The following is a 22,128-nucleotide window of genomic DNA, read 5'->3' on the forward strand; positions in this document are numbered from 1 at the left end:
CCGGCACACCTCTGTCCACATCGTCACCACGGCCCGGCACCGGCGCGCGGGGTACTAGCCTTGCGACGTGCACGTGGCCGCCCTGTCCCTCACCGACTTCCGCTCGTACGCGGGGGTCGAGATCGAGCTGGAGCCCGGCGCGACCGCCTTCATCGGCCCCAACGGGCAGGGGAAGACCAACCTGGTCGAGGCCCTCGGCTATGTGGCCACGCACGCGAGTCACCGGGTCGCGACCGATGCCCCCCTCGTCCGGCACGGGGCGCAGCGGGCGGTCATACGGACGGTCGTGATCCGGGACGACCGGCGGGCCCTGATCGAGCTGGAGATCAACCCGGGGCGGGCCAACCGTGCCCGGGTCAACCGCTCGCCGGTCCCCCGTCCGCGTGACGCCCTGGGCCTGCTGCGGACGGTGCTGTTCGCCCCGGAGGATCTCGCCCTGGTCAAGGGCGACCCCTCGGAGCGGCGGCGGTTCCTCGACGAACTGCTGGTCGCGCGCACGCCGCGGTTCGCCGCCGTACGGGCCGACTACGACCGCGCGCTCAAGCAGCGCAACGCCCTCCTGCGTACGGCTGCCGCGACCCGCGCGGGACGGCGCCGCGGATCGCGCCGGCAGGACGACGAGGCGGCGTTCGCGTCGGCCGGCGCGGGTGACGTGCTCACGACCCTGGAGATCTGGGATTCCCACCTGGTGCGGCACGGGTCGGAACTGACCGCCGCCCGCGTCGAGCTGGTCGAGACCCTCCGCCCGCTGGTCGCCAAGGCGTACGCGACCCTGGCGCCGAGCTCGGGAGCGGCCGACCTGGAGTACCGCGCCTCCGATGAGGAGGTGTTGTCCACAGATGTCCCCAGCCTGGGGACAGACCGGGACGCATGCGCCGAACGGCTCAGATCCGCCCTCGCGCACGTCCGCCAGACCGAGCTGGAGCGCGGGATGACCCTGGTCGGGCCACACCGCGACGACCTGCTGCTGCGCCTCGGCGAGCTGCCCGCCCGGGGCTACGCGAGCCACGGGGAGTCGTGGTCGTTCGCGCTGGCGCTCCGGCTCGCCGCCTATGAGCTGCTCCGATCGGACGGGGGCGATCCCGTGCTCATCCTCGACGACGTGTTCGCCGAGCTGGACGGGCAGCGCCGGCGACGTCTTGCCGAGATCGTGGCGCCGGCGGAACAGGTGCTCATCACCGCGGCCGTGCCGGATGACGTGCCCGGTGAGTTCGCGGGCACCCGGTTCACCGTCTCGGAGGGGAGCGTGACCCGTGTCCGATGAGTCGTCCACAGGCGGTGGACAGTCGCCCGGCGGGTCGGCCGCGCGCGGTGCCGCGCTCGCCCGGGAGAAGCTGGCCCAGGCCAAGTCCGACGCCGCGCGGCGCGGCCAGCTTCCCCGTACGGAGCCTCGCCGGCGCGGGAAGGACGGCCCGCGACGCGACGCGAGCGATCCCCTGCCGTTCGGACGGGCGATCCGCGATCTCCTGGCCGAACGGGGTTGGGAGCAGCCCGCGGCGGTGGGCGGCGTGTTCGGCCGCTGGCGCGAGATCGTCGGCCCTGAGCTGGCCGCACACACGGTTCCGGAGACCTTCGAGGACGGCGAGGTGGTGGTGTCCGCGGACTCCACGGCCTGGGCCACGCAGGTGCGACTCCTGGCGTCCACGCTGGTCAGGCGGTTGAACGAGGAGCTGGGCGACGGCACGGTGACGCGTGTGAAGGTGCGCGCCCCGTCGGCCGGCCCCCGGCCCGGCGGCGGTCTTCGGGTGCGTGGCGGCTCCGGACCGGGTGACACGTACGGCTGAGCCGGCGCGGGTGACTCGGCACAACCGGCCGCGATCGGCAGGGGAAGCCTGGGAAGGCGTCCGGACAAGCCCATGTACGGGCAGCGGGAACGCGTGAGTCAGGGAGGCCGAACCGGGCCAAAATCGCGCCAGACGCGATTACCCCCTTTCCGCGTGGGGGGTGCTCGGAAACATGATCATCAAGCGACAGGGCATCACAGCGCCCGTGAATGCCCCCTGCGGTCGTCCGGACCGGTAGAATGTAGACGGACTCAAGGACACGTCCGGTTTGCGCCACCCCCGGCCCCGCTGGGGCCGATTCCCCCTGGGCGGGCGCATCGGGGCACTCACGACGGTGACGGGCACGGCAGGGGCAGCCAGCGCATGGGGTCCCCGCCGCGTGTCCGCGGCAGGAGGATTTCACACTTGTCCTACGACGCTAGCTCTATCACCGTTCTCGAGGGCCTGGAGGCGGTCCGCAAGCGCCCCGGCATGTACATCGGTTCCACGGGCGAGCGCGGTCTCCACCACCTGGTGTACGAGATCGTCGACAACGCCGTCGACGAGGCCCTGGCCGGATACAACGACCACATCGAGGTCACGCTGCTGGCCGACGGCGGCGTGCGGGTGGCGGACCACGGCCGCGGCATCCCCGTCGGCATCGTCGCCGCCGAGGGCCGTCCGGCCGTCGAGGTCGTGTTCACCGTGCTGCACGCGGGCGGCAAGTTCGACAGCAAGTCGTACGCCGTCTCCGGCGGTCTGCACGGCGTGGGCGCCTCGGTGGTCAACGCGCTGTCCACGCGCCTGGAGGTCGAGGTCCGCACCGACGGGCACGTGTGGCGGCAGAAGTACGTGACGGCCAAGCCGACTGCGCCGCTGCAGAAGGGCGAGCCGACCGACGACCACGGCACCACCATCGCCTTCTGGCCCGACCAGGGCATCTTCGAGACGACCACCTGGAACTTCGAGACGCTCTCGCGCCGGTTCCAGGAGATGGCCTTCCTCAACAAGGGCCTCACGATCACGCTGACCGACGAGCGGCCCGACCACATCAACGGCGAGCCCAAGGTCGCGAGGTACTACTACGAGGGCGGCCTGGCCGACTTCGTCACGCACCTGAACTCCAAGAAGGACGCGATCCACACCTCTGTGATCGACTTCGAGGAGCACGGCGACGGCATCTCGGTCGAGATCGCCATGCAGTGGAACGCCTCCTACAGCGAGTCGGTCTACACGTTCGCCAACACGATCAACACCGCCGAGGGCGGCACCCACGAGGAAGGCTTCCGCGCGGCGCTGACCACCATCGTCAACCGCTACGCGCGCGAGCAGAAGTTCCTCAAGGAGGGCAAGGACGACAACCTGAGCGGCGACGACGTCCGTGAGGGGCTGGCCGCGATCATCTCGGTTAAGCTGGCCGACCCGCAGTTCGAGGGCCAGACCAAGACCAAGCTGGGCAACACCGAGGCCAAGTCGTTCGTCCAGAAGGCCTGCAACGATCACCTGCGCGACTGGTTCGAGCGCAACCCGGGCGAGGCCAAGGAGATCATCAACAAGTCGCTTCAGGCGTCCCGCGCCCGGATCGCCGCCCGGCAGGCCCGCGACCTGACCCGGCGCAAGTCACTGCTGGAGAGCGGCAGCGGCCTGCCCGGCAAGCTGGCCGACTGCCAGTGGTCGGAGCCCGACAAGTGTGAGCTGTTCATCGTCGAGGGCGACTCGGCCGGCGGCTCCGCGAAGGGCGGCCGCGACCCGAAGTTCCAGGCGATCCTGCCCATCCGCGGCAAGATCCTGAACGTCGAGAAGGCGCGGATCGACAAGGTCCTCAAGAACACCGAGGTCCAGGCCTTGATCACCGCGCTCGGCACCGGTGTGCACGACGAGTTCGACATCGAGAAGCTGCGCTATCACAAGCTGATCCTCATGGCCGACGCCGACGTCGACGGCCAGCACATCACCACCCTGCTGCTGACGCTGCTGTTCCGGTTCATGCGCCCGCTGATCGAGGCCGGCCACGTCTACCTCTCGCAGCCGCCCCTCTACAAGATCAAGTGGGACCGCAAGGGTGAGGACGCCTCGTACGCGTACTCCGACCGCGAGCGCGACGCGATCATCGAGGACGGCATCGCGCGGGGCCGGCGCGACCCGCGGACGCACGACGGTGTGCAGCGCTTCAAGGGTCTGGGCGAGATGAACGCCGCCCAGCTGTGGGAGACCACGATGAACCCCGAGACCCGGGTGCTCCGCCAGGTCACCCTCGACGACGCAGCCCAGGCCGACGACCTGTTCAGCGTGCTCATGGGTGAGGACGTCGAGGCACGCCGGAATTTCATCATCACCAACGCCCGTGACGTCCGCTTCCTCGACGTCTGACCAGGGATTAATCAAAAGGACTTTTCGTGACGGAAGTAAACACGCCGCCGCCCGGGACCCCTGGAGAGCGCGTCGAGCTGGTCGACATCCAGTCCGAGATGCAGCGCAGCTACATGGACTACGCGATGTCGGTCATCGTGTCCCGTGCGCTGCCGGACGTCCGTGACGGCCTCAAGCCGGTGCACCGCCGCGTGCTGTACGCGATGTTCGACGGCGGCTACCGTCCCGATCGCGGCTACTTCAAGTGCTCGCGCATCGTCGGTGACGTCATGGGCTCCTATCACCCCCACGGTGACGCCTCGATCTACGACACCGTCGTACGGCTCGCGCAGCCGTGGTCGCTGCGCTATCCCCTGGTCGACGGTCAGGGCAACTTCGGCTCGCCGGGCAACGACCCCGCCGCGGCGATGCGGTACACCGAGAGCCGCCTGGCGCAGATCGCCATGGAGATGCTCCGGGACATCGACAAGGACACCGTCGACTTCCAGCCCAACTACGACGGGCGTTCCCAGGAGCCGGTGGTCCTGCCGTCGCGGTTCCCGAACCTCCTGGTCAACGGCTCGGCCGGCATCGCGGTCGGCATGGCGACCAACATTCCTCCGCACAACCTGCGGGAGGTCGGCGAGGGCGTCAAGTGGGCCCTCGACAACCCTGAGGCGACGGATGAGGAACTCCTCGACGCGCTGATGGCCCGGATCAAGGGCCCCGACTTCCCGACCGGCGCGCTCATCGTGGGCCGCCGCGGCATCGAGGACGCCTACCGAACCGGACGCGGCTCGGTCATCATGCGGGCCGTCGTCGAGGTCGAGGAAGACCCCAAGGGACGGCAGTGCCTGGTCGTGACGGCCCTGCCGTACCAGGTCAACCCCGACAACCTGGCGCTGACCATCGCCGAGCTGGTGCGTGAGGGCAAGGTCACCGGGATCGCGGACGTCCGCGACGAGACCTCCTCGCGCACCGGGCAGCGGCTGGTGATCGTGCTGAAGCGCGACGCCGTCGCGAAGGTCGTGCTGAACAACCTGTACAAGCACACCCAGCTCCAGACCACCTTCGGCGCCAACATGATCGCCCTGGTGGACGGCGTTCCCCGGACGCTCCGGCTCGACCAGTTCGTCCGCCACTACGTGGCGCACCAGATCGAGGTCGTCGTCCGGCGGACCCGGTTCCTGCTCCGCAAGGCCGAGGAGCGGGCCCACATCCTGCGCGGTCTGCTCAAGGCGCTCGACCGGATGGACGAGGTCATCGCCCTGATCCGGCGGTCGCCCTCGGCGGCGGAGGCCCAGGGCGGCCTGATGTCCCTGCTGGAGATCGACCAGCTTCAGGCGCAGGCCATCCTCGACATGCAGCTGCGCAAGCTGGCGGCCCTGGAACGGCAGCAGATCCAGGACGAGTACGACGGACTGATGACGCAGATCGCCGACTACCAGGACATCCTCGCCTCGCCGAGCCGGCAGCGGCGGCTCGTCTCCGACGAGCTCAGCGAGATCATCGCCAAGTTCGGCGACGACCGGAAGACCGAGCTCACGGCCTACGAGGGCGACATGTCCATCGAGGACCTGATCGCCGAGGAGGACGTCGTCGTCACGATCACCCGTGGCGGCTACGCGAAGCGTACGAGCACCGATCTCTACCGGGCGCAGAAGCGCGGCGGCAAGGGCGTCCGCGGCGCCCAGCTCCGCCAGGACGACATCGTCGAGCACTTCTTCGTCACCACGACCCACCACTGGCTGCTGGCCTTCACGAACAAGGGCCGGGTCTACCGGTTCAAGGCGTACGAGCTGCCCGACGCGGGACGGGACGCGCGGGGCCAGCACCTGGCGAACCTGCTCGCCATGCAGCCCGACGAGCACGTCATGGAGATCCTCGACCTGAGGGACTACGACGTCGCGCCGTACCTTGTCCTCGCCACCCGCAGCGGCCTGGTCAAGAAGACGCGGCTGGCGGAGTACGACTCGCCGCGGACCGGCGGCCTCATCGCCATCAATCTGCGCGAGGACGACGAGGTGATCGCCGCCCGACTGGTCTCCGAGGGCGACGACCTGCTGCTCGTGTCGAAGAACGCGCAGTCGATCCGCTTCACCGCGTCCGACGAGGCGCTGCGGCCGATGGGCCGGGCCACGAGCGGTGTGATCGGCATGCGGTTCGTCGACGGCGACGAGCTCCTCTCGATGAACGTCATCCAGGACGGGGAGGACGTGCTTATCGCCACCGAAGGCGGGTATGCGAAGCGCACTCCCGCCGAGCAGTACCCGGTGCAGGGCCGGGGCGGCAAGGGAGTGCTGACCGCGAAGATCGTCAGCGCGCGGGGCCAGCTCGTCGGAGCCGTCATGGTGCGCCCCGAAGACGAGGTCTTCGCGATCACGTCGGCCGGAGGGGTGATCCGGACCAGCGCGGGCCAGATCAAGCAGTCCGGCCGGCAGACCATGGGCGTACGGTTGATGAACCTGGCCGAAGGTGACAGCGTGGTTGCCCTCGCTCGCAACGCCGAGGCGTTGGCCGGCGAGGAGATCGAGGAGAACGGGGCAGGAGACGAGGCATGAGCGACACCGGCAGCTCGCGGACGCCCGCGACTCCCAACAAGAAGCCGGCGGGGGCCCGCCCGGCCTCGTCCAACATGAAAGACGGCGTTACCGCGCGGGTACAGGATGGCGATAACGTCCGGGGCGTGGCCCCGGAGAAAGAGAACGTGACGTCCACCGACAAGTCGACGTCGAACGACACCGTACGCATCAGGACGTCCGCCGCCGACCAGCCGTGGAACCGGACGGCCAAGGACGAAGAGCCGAAGGGGGGCGGCAAGCCCGTCACCGGTTCCGAGTCGACGGCCCCCTTCAAGAAGCCCGCCGTGGCCGGCTCCTCGTCCTCTTCCTCATCGACTTCCTCGCCGTCTTCCTCATCGACGTCGTCGTCCGGCTCGGCGTCGGCCTCCGCGTCGGCTTCCGCCCGTACGGGCGGGACGACGGGGACGGGCAGCCGGCCTGCCGGGCGGCCCGGATCCGGCTCGGGCGCCTCGAACGGGTCGCCGTCCCGGCCCTACGGTGCAGCGGGGACGGCGGCCGGGAAGGCCGAGACCGCCTCAGCCTCCGCTTCCGCGGACAGCGCCCTCGCCGACACGGCCGTACGCGGCCTGAGTTTCGGCGCGTCCGACGCGAAGCCCGAGACGGGCAAGGGCAAGAAGACCGGCCTGCGGCCCCCGCGCAAGGCCCACCTCGTGCTCCGCCGGATCGAGCCGTGGTCGGCGATGAAGTTCAGCTTCGTCGTGTCGCTCGTCTGCTTCGTCGTGCTGTTCGTGGCCGTGGCCGTCCTGTACGGCGTGCTCTCGGCGCTGGGCGTCTTCTCGTCCATCACCGACGCGGTGAACCAGCTGACGCAGGGCGCCAACGGCGACGCCGGCGGCGTCACCATCAACATCAGCGGCTGGTTCGACCCCATGCGGATCCTCGGCTACACGGCTCTGCTGGGCGCGCTGAACGTCGTTCTCATCACTGCCCTGTCCACGCTCGGCGCGGTGATCTACAACGTCTCCTCCGACCTCGTGGGCGGCGTGGAGGTCACCTTCAGCGAGGCGGAGTAGGCCACGACCCCCACGGCCGCCGCCACGACGGGGCGGTGGCCGGACGGGGTGGGGGCCTGGCGGTGGCTGGGGGCTGACGTCTCCACCACTCGCGGTGACACGGTAAGCTTTACCTCGTTCGGCGGTTCGCCTCCGGAATCCGGATGGGGTAACCTTCGATGCGCGTCACGCGGGGCTATAGCTCAGTCGGTTAGAGCGCTTCCCTGATAAGGAAGAGGTCCCAGGTTCAAGTCCTGGTAGCCCCACCACGAAGTACCAGCTCAAAGGCCAGTTCCCAAGATCCGGGATCTGGCCTTTTGATCGTTTGTTAGCCACTCGTTAGTGGGCCAGCCCCGACCAGGTGACAGAGATCAGTCTGCATCGACAGCACCAGGTTCGACCTGGACGATCATTTCTGGTTGCTTGAACACGGAAGATCTACGCCACTGGCGCTTCAGGTCCAGTTGGGCACCAACCCGCTCTTGAGCAGTGGCCCGGCGAGCGGGTGAGTCAGGTCGAACCGATGGGCTAGGTCTTGGGCAATCAGATCGGCGCGTCGGGTGGTGGCATTGGCGTGCGCGACGGCGCTGTCAGTATCGGCGTCGAGGTCAGCCGCATCCGCGCGCATCAGGTGGGCCGGCAGGTGACGTCCCGCCGCGCGCGGCCCCATCGCACACGGAGGCAATTCGATGGCCGTGACAGGTCAGCGATGTCCAGGAGTCGGCGCGAAGTTCGGCCACCGCAGTAAGCGGCGTGCTAGCGAGACCGCGTACGTGGAGGACCTGACGGCCGTCGAGCACGAGCGCCTCCATCTCGTTCCCGCTGGTCCCGACCCACCATGACATGCGGCGATAGCAGGAGACCGCAAATCAGGATGCCACAAAGCAAGCTTTGTTCGAATAGCGCGGTTTTGTCGGGCACCGGGAGTAGGCTTCGATCAACGCAACGCAAAGAACCCCAGTGCGCGTCGCACGTGGGTGACGAACGCCCGGGGTCCTTCCCAATTCGCACCTGGACGGTACCCAGTCTCCGATGGAGCACACGGTCGCCCCCTAGTGGACCGTTCCTCGTTCCGATCTGACGCGTACCTGCCGATCACGTAGCTCAAGGAGGAGTACGTGCAATTGACCGGTGCCCATGTCACCTACTACAGGTCCGTGGAAGACTCCGGAGAGTTCGCCATTGAGCCGGACGTCACCTGTCTGGTGGGCAAGAACGAGTCCGGTAAGACAGCTGTCCTGCAAGCCATCTTCCGCTCCAATCCTGTCGAGGCCGACAAGAAATTTGACGAGATCGTCGACTTCCCCTCGCGGCACACTCGGTTGCGCAAGGGATGGAACGCCGATCAGATGATCCCGGTCGTCAAACTGTCCTTCCGCATGGGCGACGACGAGATCGAGAAGATCGAGGAGGATCTCGGCGAAGGAGCCGTGACTGACCCGAACGTGGTCTACACGCGCGGCTACCGTGACGCGAGGGGTCGCATGAGTGTTCAGGTCGACGAAAAGGCGGTGCTGGACCACCTGCGCAAGGATCTGGACCTATCCTCTGCCGCAGCCACGGCCATCGGCGCGGCGACGACTATCGAAGAGCTGTTCGCTGCAATCACCTCCCTGGATGAGGTCCCGTCCGCGCTCCAGCAGGTGGCGGAACGTATCGGAGGATGGCGCAATCACAGTGCTCGGTTGCATGTCGTCGATAAGCACGTGTTCCCGGCCATGCCGAAGTTCGTCTACTTCGCGGACTACGACACGATGCCCGGAAAGGTGTCCATCCCCGACCTGATGAGGCGACGCGCCCAGGACGAACTGAAGCGGGGCGAGCACGCACTCCTCAGCCTGTTGTCCATGGCCGGTGCCAAACTCGAAGACTTCCTCGCCACCGACAACCATGAAAGGTTGACCCGTGAACTAGAGAACGCTAGCAACCTGATCTCAGACGAAGTCTTCGAGTACTGGTCACAGAACAACGAACTCGAAGTGCAGCTCAAGATCTTGCCTCCCGAGCAGAACGCCCAACCGCCGCTCCACGAGGGGCCAATTCTCGAGGTGCGCGTCCACAATCATCGGCACCGTGCCTCCGTGCCCTTCGATGAGCGGTCTCGCGGTTTCGTCTGGTTCTTCTCGTTCCTGGCCTACTTCAACCAGATCGAGGAGGACGCGGAGCAGGACCTGATCCTGCTCCTCGACGAGCCCGGACTGTCTCTTCATGGCCGCGCTCAGGAGGATCTGCTCCGCCTGATCGATGATCGGCTCGCCCCAAAGCATCAGGTGCTGTACACGACTCACTCCCCGTTCCTCGTCTCGCCCGATCACTTGGACAGGGTCCGCACCGTCGTTGACCAGGACAAGGTAGGTACGAAGGTATCGGCGGAGATCTTCAAGGCCGACGAGGACACCATCTTCCCCTTGCTCACCGCCATGGGTATCGATATGACCCAGACCTTGTTCATCGGCGAGCACAACCTCCTCCTTGAAGGTCCGAGCGACCTGATCTATCTCGACGTTCTCACCGATGTCGTGGAGAAGGGCGGACAGCGTGGCCTCGATCCTCGCTGGGTCAAGATTCCGATCGGTGGGGCAGGTAAGCTCTCCACTTTCGTCAGCCTGCTCGGAGCCAACAAGCTCAATGTCGCGGTCCTAGTCGACTCAAGCACCAAGGATGTCAGCGCGGTCAAGCGCCTACGCGAGAACGGACAGCTCGGCGCCAACGGCCTGGTCCAGATCAGCGAGGTCACCGGCACCGCTGACGCCGACATCGAAGACCTCTTCGAGACGGACTTCTACCTCGATCTGGTCAACCTGGCCTACGCCAAGGAACTGACCACGCCTCTCACCGCGGCCGACCTCAACGCCCACGATCCCCGAGTAGTGCGACAGATTGAGAGCTACTTCCAACAGAACAGCCTGGGTAAGTTCAATCATTACCGGCCGGCCGCAGTGCTCGTTCGCGAGCAAGCTACCCTTCTGCCGAAGATCAGCTCCGTCACCGTCTCCCGGGCAGTGCAGCTGTTTGCCCGCCTGAACGGCCTCCTCCCCTAGAACGTCGAGGCAGCCCGACCTCGATCGGGCCGCCTCTGGCAGTCACCGGCGAGTCACAGCATGAGCCGCTTGCGCTTTCGTCTTGATTTCGTTGTCCGTGCCCTCAGCAGCGCAGCGAGCGATCTCCCCCGTTCATGGTCTTGCCAGCGGCGCGGGCGACGGCGGTGCAGCCGATTCACTCGGACTCGAGCCGAAACATGGGGTTGAGCTGCTCAGCCCGTAGGCACCGCCGAGATCGGCGAGTGATGCTGGACGTCAGCCGCCAACGCCTCACCCGGCTGACGAACAGCGTCGACTGCCCCGCGCCCGGTGGTGACTCCTTCAAGACGGGCACGGTGTGGCGCAGTGACGAGGCCTGCGCGTGGGAAGGTCGGCGGACGTGGCGTTGAAGGCGGCGGACACTTCGGTGAACGCGACCGTGAACGAGCTGGAGAGCCCGGTGGGCGCGACTCCGGCCAGAGCGGAAGGCGGCCCTCGGTATCTTCACCGGATGTCACCGTCAAGAAGCCTCAGCAGGTCTGGCGTAGAAATTCGGTAGAGGTCCCCGATGCGGATGGTCCGGACGGGGAACTCGTCCTTCTTGGCCAGCTCGTAGGCCTTGGTGCGGCCGATGCCTAGGATCCTCGCGGCGGTCATGAGGTCCAGCGTCGGCGGGAGGTCCTGGAGGTCTCGGAGGGTGATGTCCTTCATTCGATGCCTCCTGCCGTTGCCGATGCCTCGCGGATCCGCGCTACCGCGAGCTTGCAGTAGTCCGAGTTGAGTTCGATGCCGATGAACTGCCGGCCAAGTTGCCGGGCGGCAAGAGCGGTCGTTGCCGCTCCGGAAAACGGGTCCAGGACGGTGCCGCCGGGGCGGCAGCCGGCCGCAATGGCACGGAGCGGGATGTCGATCGGGAACGGGGCGAAGTGGGCGCCCCGGTAGGGCCTGGTCGAGATGCTCCAGACGTCGCCGGGGTTGCGGCCGTTCGGGTTGGCCGCATCATGGGCTCGGCCGGTGGGGCGGATAGCGGTGCCGTGCTGTGCGCCGGCTGACTCCGCCAGGTTGTACTTGCCGACCGGCGGCCAGGGCGTCTGGATGGCGTTGCGCTTCATCCCGCCTCGCCGGGAGCGGCGAGACAGCGAGCGGTCGCCGGTGTATTGCTCGCGGATGGCGTCGAGGTCGAACCAGTAGAAGCGCTGTTTGACGAGCAGGAAGATCAGCTCGTAGCGGGTGGAGAGCCGGTCCAGGACCGACTGTGGCATGGCGTTGGGCTTGGACCAGACGATCGCGTTGCGCAGGATCCAGCCGTCCTGCTGGAGGGCGAAGGCGACCCGCCATGGCATGCCGAGCAGGTTCTTGGGCGGCACGATGCGACGGGAACGGGGCCGTACGACCGGCTGCCGTTGGTTGTAGCTGTCACCGCGGGCGTACCCGTCGGAGTTGGCGGCGTAGACGTCGCCGAGGTTGAGCCAGCAGGTGCCGTCGTTGGCCAGTACCCGCCGGGCCTCCGCGAACGTGGCGCGGAGGTTTTCCACGTAGTCGTCCGGCGTGGGCTCCTGGCCGTACTGACCGGGGCCGTAGTCCCGAAGCCCGTAGTAGGGCGGGCTGGTCACCAGGCAGTCCACGGAGCGGTCGGGCATCTCGGAGAGCACTTCGCGTGCGTCGCCGAGGTGCAGGGTGGCGTGGTCGTCTCGCCAGTACGGGACCCTCATCACGCCTCCCCCGGCGCGGAGAGAGCCCGCACGAGAGGGAGCCGCCCGGCCGAGGCCGGCTGGCGGGGGACCTGAAGCCAGGTCGTGCTCGTTACTTCCATTTCTGTTCCGGGGCGGAACTCAGATACGCGCTTTGAGTGCAGCAGTGGCCTCCGGCACCGCTCCGGCGTGAACCGTCAGCCCTGGTGAGAGTGCCTTTGTACCTCTGGCGTCGCTCTGGCGGCCGCCTCTCGAAATGCCGCACCACCAAATGCCAGAGGCGCGCCAGAAGCAGTGGGGGATTGGCGCCGGAGCCGTGCCAGAGGCCCCTCCTACAACCGGGTTCGACGAAGCGAAATCCCTCTCGCCGTGGAGAACCCGATGAGCACGAGCCCATCCGACACCGCCGGCCTGGACCGGTCACCCCTGGACATCGCCGAGCGCGCCTTCCGGATGCTCGCCTGCGCGCCCAGCAGCCTCGCCGTCGACGGCAGACAGGTCGGGCACGGCCTTCCCCGCCGGCGAATGTCGCTGATCGAGCTGCGGGATGTGCTGATCCACCCCTCCTGCTCGAACGCCGCCCGCGACGCGGTCTGGCGGTTGCTCGTGACGCGGGCCCGGCAAGACGGCCCGCAGTGGATGGTGAGTGCCGTCGGCGTTGCCGTACCGGCACTGCGCGGCATCAGCGGCAGGATCTGCCGCGGCTACGTTGCCGGAGATCCGGAAGACATCGACACCGAGGTCCTGACCGCGTTCATCGAGGCGATCCGTACGGCCGACCTCGACAGCCCGAGGGTCTTCCCCCGAATGTGCGTCGCGGCCAAGCGGGCCGGCGAGCGCGCCCGGGAGAACGCGGAGGCCGGAGGGGCCCGGCGCTTTCCGCTCCAGGAATCGGCACCCCCTGCCGTCCCTTGGGGACATCCGGACCTCGTCCTCCTGGACGCCGTCGCCAAGGGCGTCATCAGCGAGGTCGACGCCGAACTGATCGGCATGACCCGACTGGAGAAGCGCACTCTGGCCGACGCCGCCCGACAGCTCGGCCTGACCACCGAAGCGGCCAAGAAGCGCCGCCAGCGCTGCGAACCGATCCTCGTCGAAGCCGTCCTGAGCGGCGAAGTCGAGGCAGCTACGTCCCTAACGATCTCCTCCACCCCTTCTAGAGAGGTGGAGGAGGACGTCCCCATGACTTCCGCGCGGAGCCGGAGCTCGGATACGCAACCCGACACCACCACGAGGAAAGGAGGCCGGGGCAGCCTCACCGGCTCCGCGCGGATCCCCCACCTGCCGGCACTGCGGAAACCGCGGCGGCACGTCGTCCGCGTCCTGCTCGTCGTCGGCATAGCGGCGGCAATCATTGCCGTCCTCGTTGCCGCGGCCCTGGCCGACGGCGGCAACGCGACTGCCGTGATTCACGCCGCTGCTCCGCCGACCCGGCCGGACCAGCTCGACCAGGTCTTCACCAACCTGAGGAACTGGATCGTCGGGCTGCTCGCCACGCTGGCGACGCTCATGTTCACCATCGGTGGCCTGCGCTACCTGGTCGCCGGTGGGGATCCCGGCGAGGTCCAGAAAGCCAAGGTCGCTTTCAAGGCCGCCGCCCTCGGTTACGCCCTGGCCGTGCTGGCACCGCTGTTCGTCAATGTGCTCAAGCACATCGTCGGCGGGTGACGGCGATGGTCATCGAGATTCTTATCCACACCCTGTGGACTAATCCCTCGCCCAGTCCGTCGCCGACGCTCGAACTGCCACCGCTCCCGAGCGGCAACACCGGGATCAGCTTCGGCATCGGCGACTGGATCACCAACCAGATCAACGCCTGGTTCACCGAGCTCGTCGGATCCGCGATCAAGCCGTTGCTGGACGCCCTGGCCGCCACGCTGCTGGCCACGCCGAGCATCGACGGTCAGGCACGGATCGAGGACCTGTGGCACGTGACCCTGGTCATCGCGAACGGATCCTTCGTCCTGTTCGCCACCGTCGGCGGGATTCTGGCCATGAGCTACGAGACCGTCCAGACCAGGTACGCGATCAAAGAGATCCTGCCCCGGCTCGTCGTGGCCTTCCTGGTCGCCAACGCCAGCTTCCTGCTGACCAGCAAGGCCATCGATCTCGGCAACGCGATCGCCCAGGCGCTGCTCGGCCAGGGCTTCGACGCGCGCAGGGCGGCCAACGCGATCCGCCTCCTCGTCCTGCTGCCCGACGCATCGCCGATCTTCTACATCCTGCTCGCCCTCGTGGCCGTGGTGCTGCTCGTGGTCCTGCTCATCACCTTCGTGCTCCGAGTGGCCCTGACCACCCTGCTGGTGGTCGCGGCCCCGCTGGCCCTCGCTTGCCATGCCCTGCCTCAGACGGACGGTCTGGCACGGTTGTGGTGGCGGGTCTTCACCGGGCTGTTGCTCATCCAGATCTGTCAGTCGCTCACGCTCGTCACGGCCGTACGGGTCTTCTTCAACCAGGACGGCCGCGAGGTCATGGGGCTGACCGGCCGGGGCCCGTTCTACAACCTGCTTCTCGCCCTCGTCCTGCTGATCGTCCTGGTGCGTATCCCCACCTGGGTCTCACGGGTGATGTTCCTGCCCGGCGGCCGCGGTCTCGGTGTGGTGCGCATTGTCAAGTACGCCCTGGCGTACAAGGTCACCAGTCCGCTTCTCAGTGCCCTGCACCTGAAGAAGGGCTCCAGGGTCGGTGCGGCCAGGCGTGCCGTGAACACGGCAACGGTCAGGCACGCCCTGCCCGCCCTGGCGGCAGGCCCTGCCGGTACGGCTGCCGCGTCCGCTGCCACTGCGGTAACTGCCGCTGCCGCCGCGCGCGGAGGTGCCGGACCGGCAAAGCACGCTCCCGTCGCCGCTCGCCGTCCGGTCAATGCGGCGAACTGGCAGCCGGCGGTCGCCAAGCACGCTCCCAGTGCCCCGCCGGTCCAGGGCAAGTACCGCCCGACGCCCGTACCCTCGCGCCCGGTTCCGCCGTCCACTCCCGTCTTCGGCTACCCGCGCGAGAACTACTACGCCGCCGGGCCCGCCGGGCTCAGCCAGATGTACTGGCTACGGAGCGCGGGGACCAGTTCGCCGCCTCCCCCACGCCAGACGGTCGTCCCTCCGGCGGCACCCAAACGACCGGTGCAGCCGATCGTGCCTCCGAACGCTCCCATCCCGGGGTCCGTGGACTGGCCCGAGAACCCTGGACGACGTAAGCCGCCACCTCCGCCTCGCCGCCGTAGGCGCGGGCAGCGAGGGAGTGATGGACGATGAGCTGGAGCGAAGTCGTCCGCATCCCCGCCGATGTGGAACAGCCCGACCGGATCGTCTGGGGATTCACCGCTCGGCAGGTGGCCATCCTCGCCGTCACTGGTGCGACTCTCTACCTCGTCTATACGACGCTCGGTGAGCGACTTCCCCTCGCCGTATTCGCGGCGATCACCTTGCTCGTGGCGGTGCTGGGAATCCTGCTGGGCGTAGCCACGCATGACGGTGTCAGCCTCGACCAGTTCCTCCTCGCCGCCCTTCGATACCACTGGTCCGCGAAGCGCCTGGTCTCCGTGCCCGACGTGGTCGCACCCCCGCCCGCATGGATCGCGGCCAGTCGAGCCCCTGTCCCGGCACTGCTCAAGCTGCCGGCGCGCAGAGTGGCGGAGGACGGCCTGATCGACCTCGGGCCGGACGGAATCGTCGCGATCGCCGAGGTTTCCACCGTCAGCTTCGCCCTGCGGACCCCGGACGAGCAGGACGGGCTGGTCGCCGCCTTCGGACGCTGGCTGAACTCGCTGTCCGAGCGAGTGCAGATCCTGGTCCGCGCCGAGCGCGTCGACCTCGCCACGACGATTGGCGCTCTCGAGGAGTGCATCCCCCTGCTCCCCCACCCGGCACTGGCTCATGCGGCCCGCGAGCACGCCATGTTCCTGACGGATCTGGCCACCCGTCACGAGCTGCTGCGGCGTCAGGTCCTGCTGGTGATCCGTGAACCCGCCATCGGCGCCAACGGCGCGACCGCGGCCATGGCTCGCGCCTACCGCCGCCTGGACGAGGCGGCTCGGCTCCTGGGCGCGTGTGGGCTCACCGTACGCCCGCTGGACGCCGCAGCCGTCAGCGCACTGCTGGCCTCCTGCTTCGATCCGATGGCCCCGCCCCTGCCTGCGGCCTTGCTCTCCCACCCCGACGAAGTGATCAGCAGGGGAGACCACCGATGAAGTTCTGTCTCCGCCGTACGCCTGCTCCGCCCTCGGGCATCGGCCCGGACTCGATCCAGGTTCGGCCCCGCTGCCTGCATCTGGCCGACGGCTTCTGCGCCACGCTCGTCGTCACCGGCTTCCCCCGCGAGGTCGCCCCCGGATGGCTGGAGCCGTTGCTGGCATACCCCGGCCGGCTCGACGTCTCGGTGCACATCGATCCGCTGCCCTCCCTGGTCGCCGCCGACCGGCTCCGAAAGCAGCTCGCCCGCCTGGAATCAGGGCTCCGCTCCGATCAGGAGCACGGGCGGCTCCTGGATCCCGGCACGGAGGCCGCAGCCGAGGATGCCCAGGAGCTGGCGTCGAGGCGGCGGCGACGCCAAGACCATCACGATCGACCCCGCCCAGGGCTGGCACACGCTGTCGGTCAAGGCTCGCGACATGGCGCTGCGCACCTCCACGGTGACCACCTACAGCTTCGGCGTGGGCGCGGGCGAGGTCACCGCTCCGCTGGCCGGCGACCGCACGCAGGCTGCGGTCACCCTCGGCTCCCGGGCCGCCCCCGGCGCCACCGGGGTCCGGTACGAGTACAAGGCCGACGTCAGCAGCTCCGGGACGTGGGCGGCGATCCCCCCGGCGAACGTTACCGTTCCCGGCTCGGCCACCCCGATCCCCGGCTGGCCGTACACCACCGTAACCAACGGAACCAGCGCCGTCTTCGGCTCCCTGTACTGGGACGTCGCCGCCACAATGGCGGCGGCGGGACGCGGCGACGGCCCCGTCCAGGTGCGCGCCTGCTTCGTCAACGCCTCCGGCGAGGCCTGCTCCGACGCACGCGAATTCACCCTGGAACGAACCGCCTTCGGCTCCTCCTACGCCACCCAGCAACTCGGCCCCGGCGAAGTGTCGCTGCTGACCGGCGACTACTCGGTCTCCACCACGGACGTGACGGCCTTCGATCTGTCGGTCTCACGCGGCCACACCACCCTGGCCCCGGCCACCGCGACAGGCGCGGCGGGGGTCTTCGGCCCCGGCTGGACCGCGTCTTTCCCCGGCGGGGCCTCCAGCGTCTCCGGCATGCGGTTCGAGGACCACTCCGGCGCCGGCTACGTGCTGTTCACCGGCACCGACGGCTCGACCCAGACCTACACCGTGCAGGCCGACGGCACCTTCAAGGGCATCTCCGACGCCTCCGACGGCTCCACAGTGACCAAGGACTCGGCCACCCAGTTCACCCACACCGACACCATTGGCACCAAGACCGTCTTCACGGCCAACGGCGGTGCCTGGGCCGCCACGTCGATCGACGAGGCGGGCAGCGAGAACACCACCACCTACACCTACGACGCCTCCGGGCGGGTGAGCCGGATGCTCGCCCCCGTCCCCACCGGGGTCACCTGCACCACCCTGGTCGCCGGCTGCAAGACACTCGACATCACCTACGCCTCGAGCACCACGGCGACCGGCGTGTCCAGCGGCTGGGGCGACTACACCGGCCTGGCCAAGGCCATCTCCTATACCGCCTACGACCCCGCCACGTCGGCGATGAAGACCACCACCGTCGCCATGTACGCCTACGACTCCACCGGCCACCTGCGCACGGTGACCGACCCCCGCACCAACCTGACCGTCACCTACTACTACGACGGCGCGGGCCGGGTCTCGCAGATCACCCCACCTGGGCTCAACCCCTGGCGGATGAACTACGACACCTCTGGCCGTCTGGCGGACGTCCAGCGCGAGGCGGGCGCCACCGACATCGTGCAGGCTGTGTCGTACGGGGTGCCGATCAACTCGCCCGTCGACGTCACCGGCACCACGGCCGCGACCTGGTCGCAGACCACCGACCTGCCCCGCACCGGCGCTGCGGTCTTCCCCGCCTGGCATGTGCCCCCGCAGGCCGGCGACGGCTCCTACACTCCGGCGGCGGCCGACTACCCGTACGCGGTGCTGACGTACATGGACGTCAACGGCCGCGCCGTGAACACCGCGACGTACGGCGCGGGCACCTGGCAGGTCTCGGCGACCCGCTACGACGACAACGGCAACACCGTGTGGGACCTGAGCCCGGGCAACCGCGCCGAGGCGCTCGCGCCCACCTCCTCCACGGACGCCTATGTAGCCGGGCGTGCCAGTTCGACCGAGCGGGCCGACCTGCTGGCGGACCTCACGAGCTATAACGACGACGGGGACGTCCTGACTAGTGACGGCCCTGCCCACCAGGTGATGCTCGCCGATGGCACGCTCGTATCCGCTCGCCAGCACACCGGCTACACCTACGACGAGGGCAAGCCCGACCCGGACACCGACTACCACCTCGTGACCACCACCACCGTGAAGCCCTTGATCGTCAACGGCGGCGGCACGGTCACAGCAGCTGACATCCACACCGACAAGACGGGCTACGACCCGATCGTCTCCGGCGACCCCTCCGGCTGGGACCTCTTCCAGCCGACCAATCAGAAGACCATCGTCACGGGCGGGACCGACATCGTCCGCAAGGTCCGGTACGACGACGCCGGGCGTCAGATCGAGCGACGGATGCCGTCCTCGTCTGGGACCGACGCGGGCACGACCACGATGACCTATTACACCGCCGCCGCGAACTCCTCTGTCCCGACTTGTGGTGGCAAGCCGCAGTGGGCCGGACTCGTCTGCCGCACCGCCGCAGCGGCCAACCCCTCCAGCGGAGGGACTCTGCCCGTCACCACCGTCTCGTACGGCTACTGGGGGCAGACCGCCCAGACCGTCGAGACGTCCGGCGCGGCGACCCGCACGTCGACGGTGACGGTCGACGCGGCGGGCCGTACGGCCACGACGAGCATGACCGAGACCGGTGTGAGCAGCACTCCGCTGCCGGACAAGACCTACACCTACGACAACGCCACCGGCCTGCAGACCGGCGTCACCGCCGGCGGGGTCTCGGTCACGACCGCCTACGACGCGCTCGGCCGGGCGTACTCGACCACGGACGCCGACGGCAACACCGCCGTCACGACGTACGACGCGACCGGCCGGGTCGCGACGGTGAACGACGGCAAGGGCACCTACACCTACGCCTACGACGGCACTGACGCCGCCGGTAAGGCAGAGCGGCGCGGCCTGCCTACGGGGATCGCGGTCTCCACGATCGGGTCGTTCACAGCGGCTTACGACGCCGCAGGCAACCTCGTCAAGCAGGTGTACCCGAACGGGTTGACCGCCACCAGTACGTGGGATGACACCGGCAAGCAGAGAGGGCTCACTTACACGAAGTCGGGCGTGAACTGGCTGGCGTTCACCGCGATCCCCGACGCCGACGGCCGGACGGTGGAGACGACAGGCCCGAACGGCAGCCTGCAGCACTACACCTACGACACCGCCGGACGCCTCACCAAGGTCGCCGACACCTACAACCTGTCGTGCGAGACCCGCACCTACGGGTTCGACGTGAACACGAACCGCACGTCCCAAGCGGCCTATTCAGCCGCCGACGGCTCCTGCTCCACCTCGAACACACCGACCACGGCGACCCACACCTACGACTCCACTGACCGCATCACCGACTCCGGGTACTCTTATGACGCCTTCGGCCGTACCACGGCTGTCCCGGCGGCGTCCACGACCAATGGCGCTGCGGTCACGGTCGGCTACTACGCGGGCGACATGGTCAGGACGCTCACCCAGGCGTCCACGACCAAGACCTTCACCCTCGACCCGCTCGGCCGCATCCGGCAGACCACGTCCTCGGCCGGCACCCAGACCAACCACTACACCGGCGGCGGGGACTCACCCGGCTGGATCGCCGAGGCCAACGGTAGCTGGACCCGGAACGTCACCGCGTTCGCGGGTCTGGAGGCCACGCAAACCAGCGGCGGCACACTCACGTTGCAGCTCACGAACCTGCATGGCGACGTGGTCGCCACCTGTGTCGATAGCAGTAGCGCCACGGGCGTCGACAACTACACAGAACAGACCGAATACGGCCTGGACCGTGCTGTCAACACCAGTGACCGTTACGAATGGCTAGGAGGTGCTCAACGAGCCAGCGACACGGTCGCCGATATCATCCTTATGGGTGCCCGCCTCTACAACCCCGCCACCGGCCGATTTCTCCAAATCGACCCCGTCGAGGGAGGAAACAGCAATTCCTATGAGTACTGCGGAGGTGATCCCGAAAACTGTGAGGACCTCAACGGGCAGACGAACATCTGGCAGCTGATGAAAGAAGGGTCTGCCTGCCTGCATATCGGGGTGACCAAGTGTCGGCTGGTCAACAAAATAGGAACCAAAGTCGAAGCTCGCGTTAAGAAAATAAAGAACGGTTTCGAAAAAAATGCGGTCCGGCACTTTATGTGGATGGGTGCGATGACCGTGGTCCTGGGGGCCAAGACCGCGAAATATGTGGGTGACGCGCACGAGTTCGCAGCCGACGATCCGGCGGATTCGCGGCGCGACCAGTACAACAATGCCGTCGCCCGTGACTATGCGCGCTCGCATTCCAGCCTCAGTCACGAGTATGCGATCAATGGATTAGATACACTCCTGCGCAGGCTGTACGATATCGGCAGGAGCTTATACAAGCGCAGAAGCCTGGCTCCTCCCCAGTGCTTCTGTTAGGCCTCTCGTCTCAAAGCTGACACCTAGTACGTGAGGGTGGACTTGGTCGGGACCGTGTCCACCCTCACGATATGTTCTAATCGCGCTCGCCTCGCTTATGGATAGCATCGTTTCGATGCTTGACAGGTTGCGAGGTGGGGCGGCTGCAGCGATGCCAATGTCTCGGCGCTGGAGTGGCAGCCGGCGCAACCTCTGCTCGACTTGGGGATGAGAATTCCGTCTCGGCGTTTCGAATCGGGTATCTGGTGAGACGGCCAGGGTGTATATTTCGACAGTGGATTCGGTGCGAACGATCACGTGGACTGCCCGGTCAGTGTGGGCCGTGTTAGCGGTCGCGACCGCTCTGTTGTCGCTGGTGACTATGGCTGCGGCGGTCACCCCCGGAATTCGATGGGCGGTTCACCAGCCGGTCCCTCTCGGCTGGCTCTTGCTCCTTTGCGCCTGGTCTGCAGCGATACTGCTGAACAAGCGCCATCGGCCGGCCTTCAAGGTCGCGCTGACACCACTCATCGCGTCGGTCACACTGGTGGCGGCCTTCAGTGGGGCATGTACATGGGCTGGTTTCAAGCTGTCCGAGGCGGCCCTGGACGATTATGCGCACGCGGTGGCGGCCGGAACCGTCGGCGAAGGACAGGAAAAGGTCGGCCTCTTTACGGTCACCTCTCCCCAGCGGCTTTCGGACGGCGGTGTCAGCTTCGCCATCGTTGGCTCGGGGTCTTTCCTGTCGCTGGAGCAGTACGGCATGGCCTACCTGCCCGCTGGTCCTGGCGATGGGCGGGAACTCGACGACCTGGTCCGTCACCTCGGCGGCGACTGGTACCTGTGGGTGGCAGACTGACTGCCCGGTACCTGTCAAGGATTTTGAGACAGTGTCCTGCTATTTGGACGCTATGAGTGCTTGGGGGGTCGGTGGGTTGATCCACGCGACTGTCGGGAGCGGTGGCGGGCTCGGCGGGCTGCCGAACCGCGT

At 67.7% G+C, this 22,128-nt stretch carries 14 protein-coding genes and 1 tRNA gene; 12 read left to right on the top strand and 3 right to left on the bottom strand.

Annotation, left to right across the window (positions count from 1 at the left end; all coding sequences use genetic code 11):
* The first annotated feature begins 67 nt into the window (after nt 1–67).
* From recF to JOL79_RS12765, 6 genes are all read left to right on the top strand, one after another.
* A complete protein-coding gene (gene recF / locus JOL79_RS12740; protein ID WP_210155965.1) occupies nt 68–1,264 on the top strand; it encodes a DNA replication/repair protein RecF in 1,197 nt (398 codons plus the stop codon).
* Nucleotides 1,254–1,784, top strand: a complete 531-nt coding sequence (locus JOL79_RS12745; RefSeq protein ID WP_210155966.1) for a DciA family protein — start codon at nt 1,254–1,256, stop codon at nt 1,782–1,784. The genes recF and JOL79_RS12745 overlap by 11 nt, the downstream gene beginning before the upstream one ends.
* Before the next feature lie 405 nt (nt 1,785–2,189).
* Nucleotides 2,190–4,133, top strand: coding sequence for a DNA topoisomerase (ATP-hydrolyzing) subunit B (gene gyrB, locus JOL79_RS12750; RefSeq protein ID WP_443674003.1), 1,944 nt, complete (start codon nt 2,190–2,192; stop codon nt 4,131–4,133).
* A gap of 26 nt (nt 4,134–4,159) precedes the next feature.
* Entirely contained in the window at nt 4,160–6,673 is a 2,514-nt protein-coding gene (gene gyrA / locus JOL79_RS12755) for a DNA gyrase subunit A (protein ID WP_210155968.1), read from the top strand.
* A 125-nt stretch (nt 6,674–6,798) separates the two neighbouring features.
* A complete protein-coding gene (locus tag JOL79_RS34995; RefSeq protein WP_307848501.1) occupies nt 6,799–7,707 on the top strand; it encodes a DUF3566 domain-containing protein in 909 nt (302 codons plus the stop codon).
* A gap of 171 nt (nt 7,708–7,878) precedes the next feature.
* Nucleotides 7,879–7,955, top strand: a tRNA-Ile gene (locus JOL79_RS12765).
* A 185-nt stretch (nt 7,956–8,140) separates the two neighbouring features.
* On the opposite strand, the gene JOL79_RS12770 is transcribed toward JOL79_RS12765, so the two are convergent.
* Nucleotides 8,141–8,356, bottom strand: coding sequence for a hypothetical protein (locus JOL79_RS12770; RefSeq protein WP_210155969.1), 216 nt, complete (start codon nt 8,354–8,356; stop codon nt 8,141–8,143).
* Nucleotides 8,357–8,804: 448 nt separating this feature from the next.
* Between JOL79_RS12770 and JOL79_RS12775 the strand changes: the two genes are divergently transcribed.
* On the top strand, nt 8,805–10,727 hold the full coding sequence (locus JOL79_RS12775; protein WP_210155970.1) for an AAA family ATPase: 1,923 nt from the start codon (nt 8,805–8,807) through the stop codon (nt 10,725–10,727).
* A gap of 483 nt (nt 10,728–11,210) precedes the next feature.
* Here JOL79_RS12775 and JOL79_RS12780 read toward each other — a convergent pair whose 3' ends face one another.
* Together JOL79_RS12780 and JOL79_RS12785 are read right to left on the bottom strand one after the other, a co-directional pair.
* A complete protein-coding gene (locus JOL79_RS12780) occupies nt 11,211–11,417 on the bottom strand; it encodes a helix-turn-helix domain-containing protein (RefSeq protein ID WP_210155971.1) in 207 nt (68 codons plus the stop codon).
* The gene (locus tag JOL79_RS12785; protein ID WP_210155972.1) at nt 11,414–12,418 is read right to left on the bottom strand and encodes a DNA-methyltransferase; all 1,005 of its coding nucleotides are present in this window, start codon (nt 12,416–12,418) and stop codon (nt 11,414–11,416) included. The genes JOL79_RS12780 and JOL79_RS12785 overlap by 4 nt, the downstream gene beginning before the upstream one ends.
* A gap of 360 nt (nt 12,419–12,778) precedes the next feature.
* Between JOL79_RS12785 and JOL79_RS33965 the strand changes: the two genes are divergently transcribed.
* From JOL79_RS33965 to JOL79_RS12810, 5 genes are all read left to right on the top strand, one after another.
* Nucleotides 12,779–14,065, top strand: coding sequence for a pilin (locus JOL79_RS33965; protein ID WP_230984653.1), 1,287 nt, complete (start codon nt 12,779–12,781; stop codon nt 14,063–14,065).
* Between the two features lie 5 nt (nt 14,066–14,070).
* On the top strand, nt 14,071–15,645 hold the full coding sequence (locus JOL79_RS12795; protein ID WP_372446763.1) for a TrbL/VirB6 family protein: 1,575 nt from the start codon (nt 14,071–14,073) through the stop codon (nt 15,643–15,645).
* Nucleotides 15,642–16,580 carry a PrgI family protein gene (locus JOL79_RS12800; protein ID WP_210155974.1) on the top strand — a complete coding sequence of 313 codons (939 nt, stop codon included), beginning with the start codon at nt 15,642–15,644 and terminating at the stop codon, nt 16,578–16,580. The genes JOL79_RS12795 and JOL79_RS12800 overlap by 4 nt, the downstream gene beginning before the upstream one ends.
* 324 nt (nt 16,581–16,904) lie before the next feature.
* A complete protein-coding gene (locus JOL79_RS12805) occupies nt 16,905–21,158 on the top strand; it encodes an RHS repeat protein (RefSeq protein ID WP_210155975.1) in 4,254 nt (1,417 codons plus the stop codon).
* Nucleotides 21,159–21,432: 274 nt separating this feature from the next.
* Nucleotides 21,433–21,996, top strand: coding sequence for a hypothetical protein (locus tag JOL79_RS12810; RefSeq protein WP_210155976.1), 564 nt, complete (start codon nt 21,433–21,435; stop codon nt 21,994–21,996).
* Nucleotides 21,997–22,128: the final 132 nt, after the last annotated feature.

It is taken from the genome of Microbispora oryzae, assembly GCF_017896165.1.
Taxonomy (GTDB): Bacteria; Actinomycetota; Actinomycetes; order Streptosporangiales; family Streptosporangiaceae; genus Microbispora; species Microbispora oryzae.

Excerpts from the sequence above, each read along its gene's own strand:
- JOL79_RS33965 (WP_230984653.1), top strand. The coding sequence starts at position 12,779 with ATGAGCACGAGCCCATCCGACACCGCCGGCCTGGACCGGTCACCCCTG.
- JOL79_RS12805 (WP_210155975.1), top strand. The coding sequence starts at position 16,905 with ATGCCCAGGAGCTGGCGTCGAGGCGGCGGCGACGCCAAGACCATCACG.
- JOL79_RS12795 (WP_372446763.1), top strand. The coding sequence starts at position 14,071 with ATGGTCATCGAGATTCTTATCCACACCCTGTGGACTAATCCCTCGCCC.
- JOL79_RS12800 (WP_210155974.1), top strand. The coding sequence starts at position 15,642 with ATGAGCTGGAGCGAAGTCGTCCGCATCCCCGCCGATGTGGAACAGCCC.
- JOL79_RS12770 (WP_210155969.1), bottom strand. The coding sequence starts at position 8,356 with ATGGGGCCGCGCGCGGCGGGACGTCACCTGCCGGCCCACCTGATGCGC.
- JOL79_RS12785 (WP_210155972.1), bottom strand. The coding sequence starts at position 12,418 with ATGAGGGTCCCGTACTGGCGAGACGACCACGCCACCCTGCACCTCGGC.
- JOL79_RS12780 (WP_210155971.1), bottom strand. The coding sequence starts at position 11,417 with ATGAAGGACATCACCCTCCGAGACCTCCAGGACCTCCCGCCGACGCTG.